The following is a 15,737-nucleotide window of genomic DNA, read 5'->3' as shown; positions in this document are numbered from 1 at the left end:
ACTAAACTAAAGATGACATCATTTTTTTTTANTGCAGGTATTAAAAACACTTGCAGAAAATTGCTTTTTCCGGTAGGACTATTCGCAATTTTCAATTCGCCGGTAATGGCTTCAAACAGATATAGTATTGATACATCTGTTCTCAAAAATAAAGCAGCTTTCACCATAAGCGGTATTGTAACTGATAATAACCAGTTACCACTTCCGGGTGTAGGTGTTTATGATAAAAAGACCAAAAAATCTACTTCAACAGATGTTAATGGTAAATATTCAATTTCGCTTGAGGAAGGATCAACTTTAGTTTTTTCATTCATCGGTTACGAATCACAGGAAGTGCCAGTAACTGCAGCAAGAACTTTAAATATTTCATTAAAGGAAAGTACTAATACACTGGATGAGGTAGTGGCCATTGGTTACCAAAAGATCAGAAAATCTGATGTAACAGGTGCTATTAGCAGTGTTAAGGCAAGCGAACTTAACTTAACTTCGCCAACTGTTGGGCAGTCCCTTGTAGGTAAAGTTGCCGGTGTACAGGTATCCCAAACAAGTGGTGCACCTTATGCTGGCACAAAAATAAGAGTAAGGGGTATTGGTTCCATTAACGCCAGTTCAGATCCTTTATATGTAATTGATGGTTACCCTGCCGGGAATAACGTTTCCATAAATCCTGAGGATATCGAAAGCATAGATATCTTAAAAGATGCAGCATCTGCAGCTATTTATGGTTCTAGAGCGTCAGGCGGTGTGGTTTTAATTACAACCAAAAGAGGACAGGATGGAAAAGGACGTTTTGAATACGATGTTCAGGGCGGTATTTCTCAACTGGCAAAAAAGATTGATTTATTAGATGCCAATCAGTTTATTCAACTCCTTATTGATGGCAGAAATAATGCTTACAAAGATTTATGGGTAAATGCAGGTAAAACCTGGAACGATGCTATGTTTGGTGATAATAATGCAACCCGTATTGCAAATGTTGGCAACGGAAGTAGTGTAAGTATTCCGACTGACTTATATAATTTCTCAACCCAACAGCCAATTCCTGCAAAATACAATACCGACTGGCAAGACGAATTGTACAGAAATGCTGCTTTTCAACGTCATAACCTTTCCTTTTCAGGCGGTAATAAAGACATCAAATATTTTATGAGTGGTGGTTATCAGGATAATGATGGTATTGTAACCAACACCAATCAGAAGGTAATCAATTTCAGAGCAAATATAGATGGGAACGTAAGTGAACGTTTGCATGTTGGTGCAAATATGTCTTACACGCAAAACAAAAACCGTGAGGTTCGCGAAGGTCGTTATGATTTAAGCCCAATGATGTCGGCTTTATTGTATTTGCCTTTTCTTCCGGCAAAAGACGACAACGGTAACCCTATACAGTTTGGTATGGCTTCACTATCCTCTGTGTATGGTATCCAAAATCCCGAAAACCCTTTAGCAACCGTTAAACAAGTTAAAGTTGCAAGAAATGGTGATAGAAGCACTTACAATGCAAATGCTTCCTATAAAATAATCGAAGGCCTAAGCTTTAAAGCCAATTTGGGTATGCAGACTTATAGTGAGAAATATGATTTTTATTTGCCTACAAGTTTAAGTAATGGAAATAACCCGCCTTATTCGACGGCATCATTGGCGGCAGCAACAGCAATTGCACAAAATTTAAAGCAAATTGACCAATTGGCTGAGTTTACTTTAAACTACAACAAAACTTTTGGTAAGCATAAAATTGATGTTTTAGCAGGTTATTCTGCTCAAAAAACAACGAGCGATCTGATTCGTGTTTCTGCAAAAGGATTCCAGAATGATAATATTGGTGAGATTACAGATAAAGGTGCAGATGCAAGTTTCTTTGCTTTAGATAATGCAGCCAAATCCACCAATACCTTACTTTCTTATTTTGGTCGTTTCAACTATAACTATGCAGGAAAATATTTCCTGACAGGTTCGTTCCGTCGTGATGGTTCTTCAAGGTTCGGTCCATTAAATAAATATGGTAATTTCCCTTCTGTTGCAGCAGGATGGAGCTTGTCGGAAGAGGATTTTTACAATAACTTTCTTGGTGAGCAATCAACCGTTAAGATCAGAGCGAGCTGGGGCTTAAGTGGTAACAACAATATTCCTAACTACAGAACTCAACAGGAAATGAATTCGCCTGGAGGAGTAGTTTTTGGAAACACAATCTCAACAGCAATCTGGCCTAGCTCTATTCAGGATGGCCACCTAGGTTGGGAATCTACCTCTCAATATAACTTTGGTACTGATATCAGTTTATTCAGAAACCGCCTATCTGTTATCGCCAACTATTATTTGAGTTATTCATATAATCTATTGTTTAACCAATCAATTTCTGCAATCTCAGGTACGTCCTCAATTTTAACGAACCTTGCCGACAGTAAAATCCGCAATAAAGGTTTTGATATTCAGGTTGATGGAAGAATCATTCAGAAAGAAGACTTTACATTCGGTTTAAGTGGTAATATCGCCATAAATCGTAATAAAGTATTAAATATGGGAGGTGCAAGTACCATTTTAACAAACGGTGCAGAACGTTCATATTTAACACACATTACTCAAGAAGGACAACCTGTAGGTATGTTCTACGGATTCAAAGTTTTAGGCCGTTTAACAGCAGAAAATGTTGGTAAGGTTGCGCCTTCTGCATCTGCAACCAATCCCGCAAAAATCGGCGACTTGTATTTTCAGGATACTGATGGAAACGGAATTGTTAACGATGCCGATAAAACAGTTATTGGTACGCCATATCCTAAATTCACTTACGGTTTTGCTTTAAATACCTCTTATAAAACAATTGATTTAAGAGCTTCATTCAACGGCTCATATGGTAATCAGGTTTTAGATGGTCAGGATTATTATCTGTATAACTTCGAAGGTTCAGGTAACCAATATGCAGAAGTTGCAAATCGCTATAGAAATGAAGCGAATCCGGGAAGTGGCTTAAACTATCGTGCATCTCGTGCAGGTACACAAAGTAACAGTACACGTTTATCATCATTCTATATCCAGGATGGCTCTTATTTCAGGTGTACCAACATTACCTTAGGTTATACTTTCCCTAAATCATTGGCTAATACGCTTAAGGTAAGTAACGTTCGTGTTTATGCGAGTGTGGATAACGCTTTTACCATTACTGATTATAAAGGTTATAATCCAGAGGTGGACTATAGCGGAGGTTCTAATTTAACACCAGGTGTTGATTACGGAAACTATCCTTTGGCAAGAGCATATAATCTTGGTGTTAAACTTACCTTCTAGAACTTACAAAAATGAAAAAACATATTTTAATTCCTGCTTTAAGCTTCGTTATTGCTCTAAGCTCATGTAAAAAAGAATTTTTGCAACAAAACAATCCGAATGCAATTACGGTCGAAAATTATTTTAAAACAGAAAACGATGTATTGCTTGCAGTAAATGGTGCTTATCAGTCATTAAGAAGCAGTAATACGATGGGAGAAAATAGCGGATTATTTACTGATGAACGTTCTGATGATGCAGGTCGTAACGATAACCAGAGTAATGCAGGTGAGCCATTCCAGTTTAATGATTTCTCTTTGTTACCAAGTAACTCATATTTAAAGGCACATTGGCTGGCACTGTATCAATCGATAACCAGAAGTAATGTTATCCTGTCTAATATAGATAAAGTTACATTCATTACTGCCGCAAACAAAAATATTTACAGTGGCGAAGCTAAATTCATCAGGGCAATTATGTATTTTGAGTTAGTTAGAAAATGGGGGCCGGTTCCGTTGGTAACCAAACACCTTTTAACTACTGATGAAATTGCAGCAAGCACATTTCGTGTGCCTGAGGCTGATGTTTATGCGCAAATTGTTGCCGATTTAAAAGATGCTTTAAATAGCGACTTACCAAACTTTCAACCTGTTTCCGGTATTGGTCGTACTTCGAAAGCGGCTATAAATGCATACTTGGGTAAGGTTTATTTAACTATGGCAGCAACACTTCCTGCAAATAAAACAGAGAATTTAGTCAGTGCAAATACTTATCTAATGGCTGCGTACAATATGCGTGGTTTTGGAAACTTATCGGAAATCCCTTATGCAGATGTTTTCGATGTGGCTAAAAAAACAACCTGTAAAGAATTAATTTTCCAGATTTCGTATAAACAAGGAGATCTTAATTACAGTTCAAGTATCGCGGCCAACAATCAGGCAAGGGGAGAAACAATTAACTCTTTAAAAGTTTCTACCGGTATTGGGGGCAACGTTAAACTAGATTTAATTGACGAATACGAAACTGGAGATCTGCGTAAGGATTTTTCAGTGAAGTATGCTAACGATGCAAACGTAAAAGATTGGTTTATCACTAAATTCCGTGATGCTAGTGCTGCGGCATCTGTTAATGGTTATGGTGGTAACGACTGTATAATGATGCGTTACGCTGATGTAATTTTGATGCTGGCGGAAGTGGCAAACCTTCAGGGAAATGATGCCTTAGCGATACAATATTTAGATATGGTAAGAACAAGAGCTGGCAGACCACTTTATGCTATTGCTAAAACAGATCCTGTTTATGCTGCAAAATTCCCAACTATGAAGTTGGCCATCTTACACGAAAGGCGTGTGGAGCTTGCTTTTGAACACCAGAGATGGTTTGATTTAATCAGAAATTTCACAGCTGCAGAGTTGGTGACTTATTTAAAGGCTAAACCACAATCATCTTATGGAATAGCGAAACTAGCTAACGTAACTACAAAAGATCGTTACTATCCGATTCCTTTTGATGAAGTGAAATTAGATCCGGTTAAAATGTACCAAAACCCGGGTTATTAATATTTAAAATCTTTTTATTTCTGTTTATTATTATGGCGGCTGAATTTCAGTCGCCATTTTTTGTAACCCATATGATCAATATCACTCGAAATTTTCTACTTTTATCGCGTGAAGCTTATTGCCTTGTTTTTATCGATCATAGTGCTAACACTTACTTTAGTGCCGTGTTGTGCGTTGGAGGAAAATGAGTTACATGCACATCAAACTGTTCAAAAAGAAGTTGATCATCAATGTGCGGAAAAGGATGATAACTGCTGTAAAGACTGTTCACCCTTCTATGTTTGTGGTACATGTATCGGGTTTACATTTACTGGTTTTTCTGCCTTTGCTTTTGTGGTGCCGTTTAAAGCAGTGCAGCACAATATGTTTTATCTTCCTGTTGAACTTCCGCTCATATCTACTCCGATCTGGCAACCGCCTAAATTAAGCTAGTTTCTTGTCCGAGGTCTTTCAGACCAGTATTATTGATTATCTTATTTACAAATTACATCATGAAAAAATTGATTGTGCTTTTGGCTGTATTGCTGTTTACAGTTTCAGCCTATGCTCAAAATACATATAAAGCGATTGTTAAAAACGCAAAAACAAATAAACCGTTAGTTGGAGCAAGTGTGAAATTGCTAGGATCAGCTATTGGTTCAGTATCTGACACTAATGGACAGGTGGTTTTAAGCAATGTCCCATCAGGCCCGCAGATCATCCAGTTCAGTTACATAGGTTTTAAAACAAAGACAGATACCCTCACTTTTCCGCTTGTCCAACCTGTTGACATAGTGGTTTTACTTGAAGTGGCAGCCGAAGAGGAGGAACTTGACGAAGTAATGATTTCTGCTACCCGGAGCAGCCGTACAATAGACAACATCCCAACGCGGGTAGAGGTAATTGCTGGCGAAGAACTTGATGAGAAAGGAAATATGAAACCCGGGGATATTCGCATGATGCTTGCAGAAAGTACCGGGATCCAAACTCAGCAGACTTCTGCTACCAGTGGTAGTTCCAGCATCCGTATACAAGGATTGGATGGAAAATACACCCAGATCATTAGAGATGGCTTTCCGCTGTATTCGGGTTTTTCAGCTGGGCTCGGCTTACTGCAAATTGCACCACTTGACTTACAGCAAGTAGAGGTGATTAAAGGCTCGTCATCTACCTTATATGGTGGTGGCGCCATTGCCGGGTTGGTTAATTTGGTGTCGAAAAAACCAACCGAAGAGCGCCAGTTGAATTTTCTGTTGAACGGAACATCTGCATTGGGATTGGATGCGAGTGGTTTTTATGCACAAAAGTTTGAAAAAATCGGTGTTACTGTTTATGCAGCCTATAACAAAGGAACTGCTTATGATCCTTCGGATGTAGGTTTAACCGCTATTCCTAAGTTCGACCGCTTTACTTTAAATCCGAAACTGTTCTTTTATTTTAATGACGCAACTACACTTTCTGCAGGGATCAATGCTACTACTGAGAAAAGGATAGGAGGTGACCTGGAATATGTAAAAGGAAATGGCAGTGTTACGCATTCTTATTTTGAAGAGAACAAAACCGGACGTTACAGTTCGCAGCTTGAATTGGATCATAAACTTAATAATCAGGAAAAATTTGTTGTCCGTAACTCCGTGAGCTATTATGACCGGAGCATTGGCCTGCCGAACTACTTGTTTTCGGGCATACAGATCTCTACTTACAGTGAAGCGAATTATAGCCGCAGCAGGGAAAAGGCAGACTGGGTAGTGGGTGTAAACTTTCTGACTGATCACTTCAAAGAAGACCAGAATAGCAGTACCGCACTAAGGGGTTACAACTACAACACCATTGGTGCATTTGTACAAAATACCTGGAACTTGTCAGAACGTTTTAGTGTTGAATCTGGCATTCGTGGTGATTATCATAACGAATATGGATTTTTCTTTTTACCCAGAATTTCAGGGCTATGGAAAATCAATGAACATTTCTCAACCCGCTTAGGTGGGGGACTAGGTTACAAAGCGTCAACGGTGTTTACAGAAGATGCAGAAAGAATTCAGTTCCGCAATGTATTGCCAATTGATGTGGCTGCTACTAAGGCAGAACGTTCTTATGGGGCCAATTATGATGTTAACTATAAGACCACATTGTTTGAAGATAAAGTTGGATTCAGCATTAACCAAATGTTCTTTTACACCCGTATCAACAATCCGATTTTACTTACAGCAGTGACGGGAGGTAATCTTGCATATGTGCAGCCTAAAGGAAATCTGGATACTAAAGGGATGGAGACCAATGCCAAGATCACCTATAGTGATTTCAAATTATTTATTGGCTACACCTATGCCGATGTGAATCAGCATACCGGGAGTGTCAATACGGTTTATCCTCTGGTTTCAAAACACAGGCTCAACAATGTACTCATGTACGAGATAGAAGATGAATGGAAAATTGGTGCCGAAGCTTATTACTTCAGCAAACAAAGATTAAATGATGGGACTACAGGTAAAAGCTATTGGACAGCCGGTTTGATGGCCGAAAAATTATGGGATCGCTTTTCCATTTTTGTGAATTTTGAGAATTTCACCAATACCCGCCAAACAAAGTTTGATACCATTTATACCGGTACAATTACTGATCCCGTTTTTAGGGATATTTACGCTCCTGTTGATGGTTTTGTAATTAATGGAGGGATTAAACTAAGGCTTTAATGTAGACCCTTAAATAATAAACTACTATTTCTATAGATTTTATTGCTTGGTTTAAAAAAAGTATTATATTTGCATAATTAAATAACTGTTTACAAGCTGTAATCAAATGAAAACAGATTTACATTTTATAAAAATGAAAAGAAAAACATCTAAAAAAGGAATGCATTTCCTTTTAGAATGTTGTTGTTGTTGATTCAGCGCGCTGTAATCTCAGCGTAAACTAACACCCACAAATTCCATTAATATAATATAAGGGATGTCGAAAAACATCCACAGGGCTTTGCTTTGCAATTTTATCCTGAGCAATACCATTTTAAACAAAACAAAATCAAAGCGTATAACCAAACAATCAATCTTAAAATCATGAAAAAAAGTTTACTTATTCTCTTTTCACTTATACTCACGGCAAGCATTACTTTTGCCCAAAGCACAATAACGGGTGTTATAAAGGGTGCCAATGGCGTTCCGGTACCAAATGCAACTGTGCTCATCAGAGGTACAAAAATAACTTCATCTGCTAATGAAAATGGAGAATTCAGCATCAGTACAAAGCAAGAGCCTCCATTCTATCTTCAAATTAGTTCAGTCGGCTATAAAGCCCAGGATTTTCAAATCCTGAAATTTCAGGATACTCCTTTAGAGTTAACCTTGGTTGAAAATGCACAGCTAGACGAAATCGTTGTAACTTCAAGAAGACGTTCGGAGGTTTTACAGGATGTGCCTATCGCAATTACTGTTATTGGTGGTCAGGCAGCCGAAAACGCAGGAGCTTTTAATGTTAACCGCTTAAAAGAGCTGGTTCCTTCCGTACAGCTGTATGCTTCAAATGCAAGAAACACTACACTTAACATCAGAGGATTGGGGTCAACATTTGGTTTAACCAACGACGGTATTGATCCTGGAGTAGGGTTTTATGTTGATGGAGTTTATCAGGCTCGTCCGGCAGCTACTTCTACAGATTTTCTTGATATTGAGCAGATAGAAATTCTTAGGGGTCCTCAGGGTACCTTGTTTGGTAAAAATACAACTGCAGGTGCTTTCAACATTACAACTACGAAACCAACACTTGTTCCAACTGCAAAAGTTGAATTGAATGTGGGGAACTACAATTTTATTCAAGCTAAGACATCGGTTTCAGGTGCAGTAGCAAAAAATCTGGCAGCAAAGTTGGCCATATCAGGTACTCAAAGAGATGGTACAATTTTTAATACCAGCGAAGAACGCAGATACAGTGGCCAAAATAACCTTGGTTTTAAAGGTCAGTTATACTATACCCCTTCAGATAAATTACAAATTTTGTTAAGCAGTGATGTAAGCATTCAGCATCCGGCAGGTTACCCATTGGTAATTGCTGGTGTAACTGCTACAGAAAGAAGTGCTTACCGTCAGTATGCAAAAATTGTTTCTGATTTAGGATATGAGCAACCTAAAATAGATCCTTTTTCAAGGAAGATCAATACCAATACGCCTTGGAAACAAGACCAATCAATTGGTGGTATATCTTTAAACGTAGATTATAAAATAGGAAATGGAACACTTACATCCACTACTGCCTGGAGGTTCTGGAACTGGGATCCTACAAATGACAGAGATTTCTCTGAATTGTCTGCCTTGACCAAATCTCAAGGAAACTCTCGTCATGACCAATATTCGCAAGAGGTTAGATATGCTGGTAATATCACAGAGAAAGTAAGTGGAGTGATCGGTGTATTTGCACTTGCACAGAATTTGAAAGGTCTGTCGCAGACTGAAGAGGTGGGTAAAGATCAATGGAGATTCGTACAAACATCCGCAACTGGTGCTCAGGCTGGATATACAACACCTGGTTTGTTAGATGGCTTTGGTATCAAAACCAATTCAACCATTAAATCTTTAAGCGCTGCTATTTTTGCACAGGCCGACTGGGAATTTGTAGAACACTTGCACGTTTTACCTGGTTTAAGGTTTACTTACGACAAGAAAGATGTTGATTATGACAGAACAACTTATGGAGGTCTTCAAACTACCGATCCGGCTTTGCTTGCGCTTAAAGCTGCTGTTTATGCCAATCAAAAATTCAATATCAACACAGATAACAATAATCTGTCTGGTAACATCACCTTGTCATACCGCCCAACAACTAAGTTGAACGTTTATGGAACTTACTCTACCGCTTATAAACCAGTTGGTGTGAACGTAGGAGGCTTGCCAACTACAAGCACTGGCGAAGCAGACTTGTCACTTGCTGTAGTAAAACCGGAATATGTTCAGCACTATGAGTTTGGTTTAAAAACAAAACCTCTTAAAGGGGCTATTGTAAACGTAACAGCTTTTAATACAGATATTAAAGATTACCAAACAAACGTGCAATCTCCACAACTGGGTGTAAACAGGGGATATCTTGCAAATGCTGAAAAAGTGAATGTAAAAGGTCTCGAAATAGATGGTAGTTATCAGTTAGAGCGTTTCTTATCTATAAATGCTGCTGTTGCTTACCTTGATGGTAAATATAAAAAGTTCACAAATGCGCCACTTCCCTTAGAAGAAACAGGTCATACAGAACTTGTTAATGGCACTGCAACTCAGGTAGCGTTTAAAGATGCTTCAGGCGGAAGGTTGCCAGGTATCTCTAAATGGAATGCTTCCGGTGGTGCTGAATTTAGTGCTCCTGGTAAAGTAGGCACCAGAGATGGTCGGTTCTTTATCGCTGGTGATCTAAGTTATCGTTCAGAATACTCTTCAAACCCAACACCCTCAAAAGTGTTAAATGTTGATGGCTATACATTAGTGAACGGAAGAATTGGATTCAAATCAGATAAAATCTCCATTTTTGGATGGGTAAGGAATATTGGAAATACCAATTACTTCGAACAATTGCAGGCTGCAGCTGGTAATTCTGGCCTATATGCAGGTGTACTTGGTGATCCCAGAACTTATGGGGCTACTGTGCGCTACGCATTTTAAGAGTGTGATTTAAAACGCAAAAGAAAAAGGGCTATTCTCATTGGAATAGCCCTTTTTCTTTGCATAAAACCCTTATTTTTTATTTAAATTTTTGTCATTTTCTGATTGTTCTTCACCTGTTTCTTAAGCTATAAAGCCACTGTTGGCATGGCCTTTGTAATACGTCTGTTACATCAAAACAACATATTATGAAAAAGACAATGAGAATTTTCAGTCTACTTTTAATTGCTACGACGGTTATGATCGCCTGTAAGAAAGACACAGATCCAGCAGATAAAGACTTCTTTGTGGGGACTTATAGAGGATCTATTTCTTACCAAAAAGATGACAACACAATAACCAGTTCAGAGGGGAAGGTTACAGTGAGTAAAGTCGGAGAGACTTACAATTTTTTCTTTGGCAATAATATTCCTGATATAAAAGGAGTGAAGTTTGAAAAATCTGGCGACAATAACTATGTCAGTGTTGGAAGTGGAGTAACTGGTATTTCAATTAATGCCAGTACCTTAAAAGTGTTAGTTTCTAATAATGGAGCTACCTGGACAGCTGATTGCACCAGGTAATAAACAACAATAAATTAAGCTTATTAGAAAGCCCGCCRWTMKTRGCCATTAGTGGCGGGMTTTTTTTTGACGATGTGTTATATATTATTTCTTAAGCGGCATTTCTTTAGAAATACTCGCCGCGTCATCCAGATGCCTTTTCAAAACAGGTAAATATTTTAAGCAGAATGTTTGTATGTCAGGATCCTTGTTTTGACTTCCTTTCGTAAACAAATCAATGGCTTTCTGATGATCTTTAATCATCATTTGCATATAACCGGAATCAAAATTCGCCTCAACTGAGTCTGCCGCTATAGCTTTATTTTTAGACGTGTCTGCCTGTTTTACGGATGGACTACTCAGGGCGGTGTCGATCCTGGTTTGCATGCTATTAATTGGTACGCTCATCGAATCTGGTAGTTTTATATTTTTTCTTTTTGCCAGAGCCTTTATCTCAGCATTAATAACCATATGGTCGTTCAAAATGATTTGAGCGTAATCTTTAATTTTGGAGTCTTGCGCTCTTTTTAATCCCAGATTTCCCATGGAAACTTCATTAGTACCACTGATGGTAGCTTGTTGCAAAAATTGATCAGCAGTAATGGAATCGTTTTGCTGTGCGGATGCTGAACTGGGCACAATAAAAATTGCATAACATGAAGCTATTAATATTGCTAGTTTAATCGGATTCTTCATAGCTGTTGGATAAATGTAGATGTATATTTAACAACAACCAATTTTCTGAAAAGTTTAAGAAAGTGTCTGTTTACTAGTTAATTGAAGTAAAGGCTATCTTTCCAGATAGCCTTTAAAAACCAAATATAAATTAAAACGAGTATTAACGTTCGTGCTTCACAGCATGGAACTTTAAAAAGCAGGTTGCAATGAGTAAACAACCTGCTTTTTACCGTACTGAGCATACGGTTCAACCTTAAGTAAAAACATGAATAATCTTAACGATTAATGCTGTTGATAAACAAATATAAAAAAAGTATACTAATTTAGTAGTATTTATTTGTGACTTTATTTTTATTCTTCTATGTTTACATTGTTGGAAGGGTAATGGTAGCTATCCAACACCAGAAAACTAATAAATATTAATAATTAACTTAAAAACATTATGAGCAAGTTCGCAAAATTAAAAGAGGTTGTAGCCTCGGCAGAGACAGACGTAGAAAAATTTTATAACGCTGGAAACAGTGCTGCCGGCACCAGGGTGCGTAAAGCTTTACAAGAGATTAAAGGGCTTGCCCAGGAGATCAGAACAGAGATTACTGAAAAGAAAAATCAAGGGAAATAAATTGTTGCAACCTTAAATTATACAATTTACATTCCAATCCAATTGATCAGGAAAGTGTTCTGCGCTATCCAGATCAATTGGTCTTTAAAACAAAAGATTTAGGCCTTTTAAACAAAACGTGCCCGCCCATATCCATCTAATTTTGTTCTTATTAAATAACAAATAAGATGGAACAAAAAGAAACAAACAAGTACAATAGAACTTTACAACAACCCATTGGTTCAGGGTTTAACTCCACATCAACAAGTAATGATGTAATTAAAGGGATTGACCTCACCGGGAAAATTGCCATTGTAACAGGTGGCTATGCAGGTATTGGTTTAGAAACAGTTAAGTCATTGACTACAGCAGGGGCTAAAGTAATTGTACCCGCCCGTGATGTAGCTAAAGCCAAAAAAAATCTTGATGGAGTAAAAAACATTGTTGTTGAACATCTGGATCTGATGAATCCCGAATCCATTGATGCCTTTGCTAAGAATTTTCTCGAAACCAATAACCCGCTGCATCTTTTAATTAACAATGCGGGCATTATGTGGGTACCGCTTCAGCGCGATTTGCGTGGCTACGAGTCGCAGCTGTCCACCAACCATTTAGGGCACTTTCAACTTACCGCTAAGCTATGGCCTGCATTAAAACAAGCAAATGGCGCCAGAGTAATCAATGTGTCTTCCTTTGGACATCAAATGGCTCCGTTTGATTTTGAAGATCCCAACTTTGAACATCGCCAGTATGAAACACTGCAAGGCTATGGTCAATCCAAAACGGCCAATAACCTGTTTACAGTAGAGCTGGATCATAGAGGCAAACACTTTGATGTACGTGCCTTCTCACTGCATCCCGGTTCCGTAAATGGCACAGATCTGGGAAGGGTAGCTCCAACGGCGCTGTTCCGGCAGATAGGAACACACGATGAAAATGGTGAGATTTACCCAGAGGTAGCTAAAAAACTCAAAACAATACCACAAGGTGCTGCAACTACATTGTGGTGCGCAACCAGCAGCAGTCTAGAAGGTAAAGGCGGCGTGTATTGTGAAAATGGAGACATTGCACAGCTTGATTCCGGAAACATTAATCACCAGTACGACGATCCTTTAACACTTTGTGGGGTAAAACCCTATTCGGTAGACCCAGAAAACGCAAAGCGGCTTTGGCAATTAAGTGAAGAACTGACCAAAGTGATATTTACAGCAGATTGAACATTGCTCTGCAATTAATTCCCTAATTTTAGATTGTAAACAATGGCACACCAGATAGAATATATACACGATGATATTAAGCGTTCGTGCTTTGAAGACCAGTTCTTCAAAGCCGATGTGCTGTTTGAAGACCATTTGCTGGTATGGATCATCTCGGGAGAGACCAGGATCGTACAGGCAGANSRGANMSKAWTTNWTMGRTRNCANKSAGMTANYTKGMKGTTSCMYMGKSRKWTRTTGNGYTACNRGWTNTCNATTASMSYMMRYAWGRTTTGCCTCACAAATCGGTAGCTATGCACCTTAAACTAGAACGGCTCAAAGACTATTATCATAAAAAKGAANNWMKKGCTMANMSCWGRANKTKAWYWCRMAYCYAASTNYTTCGNNYACCTTNCKWWCWRCATCNMWTATNRRMMWSCTGTYTNTYCTCWCTRANNTSMYAWWSTKYSAGCTCNMAGKMRWWYTKSMKKAAGCCATCGCTTCGCTGAAAATAGACGAGGCTATCCATATTCTAAGGGCTATAGAGCCCGGTATTGATCATATGCTAGCCAACTTTGCAGAACCCGGAAAGATTGATATCGGGAACTTCATGGAGAAAAATTATATGTTCAATATGCCGATGGAAAAATTCGGTTACCTGACCGGACGTAGCCTCACAACATTTAAGCGAGATTTCAAAAAAACTTTTCAAACCACACCACAAAAATGGCTTACTCAAAAACGACTGGAGCTGGCACATTATCAAATCAGAGAGAAAAACAGGAGGCCTTCAGAAGTCTATCTGGAAACGGGTTTTGAAAATCTTTCCCATTTCGGTTATGCATTTAAGAAGCTTTTCGGCTATGCACCTACCGAAGGATTTAGGGAATAGGGCTAATCCCTGAACGTTAACACAAATCTAACTCCTTCGTTTACCTTGCTTTCTACATCAATATGGCCTCCTAAACTATTAATATGGTTATATACCAAATAAAGACCAATACCTTTGCTGTCTGTATGATTGTGGAATGTTTGGTATAGCCCAAATATCTTGTTTTTACATTTTTCCATATCAAAGCCCAAACCTTTATCCGAAAAAATCAATTGCCGAACGCCATTTGTTTTTCTGGTGGCAATATAAATATCAGGGTGTGAATCTGGTTTTGCATACTTAATGGAATTAGTGATTAGGTTAAGAAATATACTATCCATATAAACTTTGTTAAAATTGATTGTATCAAATTCAGAAAAATCAATTCTAATAATGGCTCTGGAGCCTAGTATCAATGAATTTATAGAATGAAACACCCCATTCAGAGACTGATGAAGATTCAAATTCTCTGTTGGCACATGCACGCTTTTTTTCTGACTGGCGGCATCCAAATAATAATTTAAGGTAACCTTTAATTCCTCGGTTGTTGATTGCAATATATTAATCAGGCTTTCAGTCTCCTTATCCTGAATTGTCGAAGTATCCAAAAGACTAAATATCGCAAGTAAATTATTTACAGGTGCCCTCAGATCATGCGAGGCCATATGAGTTAAATGTTGCAGCTCTTCATTAATCTTTGATAGGCTGATCAAAAGCTTATTCCGCTCCTCTTCAAGTTTCTTTTTGTGTGTTACATTTTTAGCAACCGCATAAACCAGTTTAGACTCAGGAACGGGAATTGAAGTCCATGATAACCACACAATTTCGCCTTTTTTGGTGATATAGCGGTTTTCGAAATTTAAGAGTGGAATATTTTTCCTGAGGTTGTTTCTAAGTTCTTCTGTAATATTCTGGTCTTCCTCGCAAACAAAATCATTAATGGGTCTTGAAAATAGTTCTTCATCAGTATATCCTAGTAGTTTAGACACCGCAGGATTGATTCTTTTAAAGTAGCCATCAAATCCGGCGATACACATTAAATCCTGAGAAACTTCAAAAAAAGGTTCGCTATCAAAACTGTCTACAGAAAGTCGGCGCTCGTTATTTGCTTTAGGTATCATATGGCCAAGGGTCGCTTTTTCTGAGGTTAGTAGCTGTTAGTTATACTAAATCTACTAAAGTTTAGCTGTTTGTTCATTTTATTCAGTAATAAATTTTCTTTTTTTTGCTCCGTATACGGGGATATGGTTATTTGTCTGATAATTATCAGATTCTGCTAAAGTGGGTGACAAAAAATAATTTATTTGGGTTAAGTATCTGCTCCTTGAAATCTCATGTTGGGCAGAATTAAAGCAGAATCAAGTTTAATTCGGATTTTCTTCGGAAAACAGGTATCTTTTTCCGAGGTAGTCTC

The 15,737-nt window shown here is 38.1% G+C and carries 10 protein-coding genes; 8 read left to right on the top strand and 2 right to left on the bottom strand.

What is annotated here, in order from left to right:
- Nucleotides 1-105 precede the first annotated feature (105 nt).
- The 5 genes from N824_RS00330 to N824_RS00305 all read left to right on the top strand — a co-directional run bounded on the left by N824_RS00330 (nt 106) and on the right by N824_RS00305 (nt 10,998).
- Nucleotides 106-3,282 (top strand): TonB-dependent receptor, encoded by a 3,177-nt coding sequence (locus tag N824_RS00330; RefSeq protein WP_235206944.1) that lies wholly within the window; start codon nt 106-108, stop codon nt 3,280-3,282.
- 11 nt (nt 3,283-3,293) lie between these two features.
- Entirely contained in the window at nt 3,294-4,820 is a 1,527-nt protein-coding gene (locus N824_RS00325; protein WP_048903149.1) for a RagB/SusD family nutrient uptake outer membrane protein, read from the top strand.
- A gap of 491 nt (nt 4,821-5,311) precedes the next feature.
- On the top strand, nt 5,312-7,492 hold the full coding sequence (locus N824_RS00315) for a TonB-dependent receptor domain-containing protein (RefSeq protein ID WP_048903147.1): 2,181 nt from the start codon (nt 5,312-5,314) through the stop codon (nt 7,490-7,492).
- A 363-nt stretch (nt 7,493-7,855) separates the two neighbouring features.
- On the top strand, nt 7,856-10,435 hold the full coding sequence (locus N824_RS00310; RefSeq protein WP_048903325.1) for a TonB-dependent receptor: 2,580 nt from the start codon (nt 7,856-7,858) through the stop codon (nt 10,433-10,435).
- Nucleotides 10,436-10,623: 188 nt separating this feature from the next.
- The gene (locus N824_RS00305; protein ID WP_048903146.1) at nt 10,624-10,998 is read left to right on the top strand and encodes a hypothetical protein; all 375 of its coding nucleotides are present in this window, start codon (nt 10,624-10,626) and stop codon (nt 10,996-10,998) included.
- Between the two features lie 84 nt (nt 10,999-11,082).
- Here N824_RS00305 and N824_RS00300 read toward each other — a convergent pair whose 3' ends face one another.
- Nucleotides 11,083-11,673, bottom strand: coding sequence for a DUF4142 domain-containing protein (locus N824_RS00300; RefSeq protein ID WP_048903145.1), 591 nt, complete (start codon nt 11,671-11,673; stop codon nt 11,083-11,085).
- 424 nt (nt 11,674-12,097) lie between these two features.
- Between N824_RS00300 and N824_RS00295 the strand changes: the two genes are divergently transcribed.
- The 3 genes from N824_RS00295 (at nt 12,098) to N824_RS00285 (ending at nt 14,344) form a co-directional block, all read left to right on the top strand.
- Nucleotides 12,098-12,277 carry a hypothetical protein gene (locus N824_RS00295; protein ID WP_048903144.1) on the top strand — a complete coding sequence of 60 codons (180 nt, stop codon included), beginning with the start codon at nt 12,098-12,100 and terminating at the stop codon, nt 12,275-12,277.
- A 167-nt stretch (nt 12,278-12,444) separates the two neighbouring features.
- On the top strand, nt 12,445-13,473 hold the full coding sequence (locus N824_RS00290; protein WP_048903143.1) for an SDR family NAD(P)-dependent oxidoreductase: 1,029 nt from the start codon (nt 12,445-12,447) through the stop codon (nt 13,471-13,473).
- Between the two features lie 541 nt (nt 13,474-14,014).
- Entirely contained in the window at nt 14,015-14,344 is a 330-nt protein-coding gene (locus N824_RS00285) for an AraC family transcriptional regulator (RefSeq protein ID WP_084498131.1), read from the top strand.
- 2 nt (nt 14,345-14,346) lie between these two features.
- Here N824_RS00285 and N824_RS00280 read toward each other — a convergent pair whose 3' ends face one another.
- Nucleotides 14,347-15,444, bottom strand: coding sequence for a PAS domain S-box protein (locus tag N824_RS00280; RefSeq protein WP_048903142.1), 1,098 nt, complete (start codon nt 15,442-15,444; stop codon nt 14,347-14,349).
- Nucleotides 15,445-15,737 lie beyond the last annotated feature (293 nt).

The organism is Pedobacter sp. V48 (assembly GCF_000523515.1).
In the GTDB taxonomy this organism is placed as follows: Bacteria; Bacteroidota; Bacteroidia; order Sphingobacteriales; family Sphingobacteriaceae; genus Pedobacter.
Note: the sequence above shows the minus strand (reverse complement) of the source record. Positions and strands in the feature narration are given on the sequence as shown.